Origin of the sequence: Aliivibrio sp. S3MY1 (genome assembly GCF_028765575.1) — a bacterium.
Lineage (GTDB): Bacteria > Pseudomonadota > Gammaproteobacteria > Enterobacterales > Vibrionaceae > Aliivibrio.
Genome location: NZ_JARACO010000126.1, coordinates 1 through 411, shown reverse-complemented (window position 1 = coordinate 411; position 411 = coordinate 1). Strand labels below are relative to the sequence as shown.

General features: G+C 40.9%; 1 protein-coding gene. It reads right to left on the bottom strand.

Translation table 11 applies throughout. The features are described from left to right. Positions 1 to 5: 5 nt before the first annotated feature. Positions 6 to 411: ISAs1 family transposase (locus PVK62_RS17540; protein ID WP_274449511.1), on the bottom strand; the 406-nt coding region annotated here is incomplete at its 5' end.

The following is a 411-nucleotide window of genomic DNA, read 5'->3' as shown; positions in this document are numbered from 1 at the left end:
CACGGCTAGAGCATTTTAATTCCAGCATCCAAAAGAACTGAACGGTATTCATCATCAAGTGCTGCTATCTTCTTTTTTCTCACCATGCTGATATTTTTAGTTGTATCTTGCTTGAAAAGGCTCAGTGCTATTTTCCTCAATACATTGAAAGCTAATGCTCCTGTGCCTCTACGGATGCGAGATTCATCTTCTCTAAACGTCATATCTAACACCCAATGCATACTTTCTACCTGCCAGTGACTTCTTACTGCATGTAATGCTTGTCGCGCATTGAGTGGTAACGAACTGATATACCAACGAATTTCTTCAGACTTCCTACCACTTAATTTTTCTTCAACCTTAGCGGTCACTTTCACTATGCTGTGTATACCATCCCAACGGTACTCCTTGCCTAACCAGCCTTTATCAATG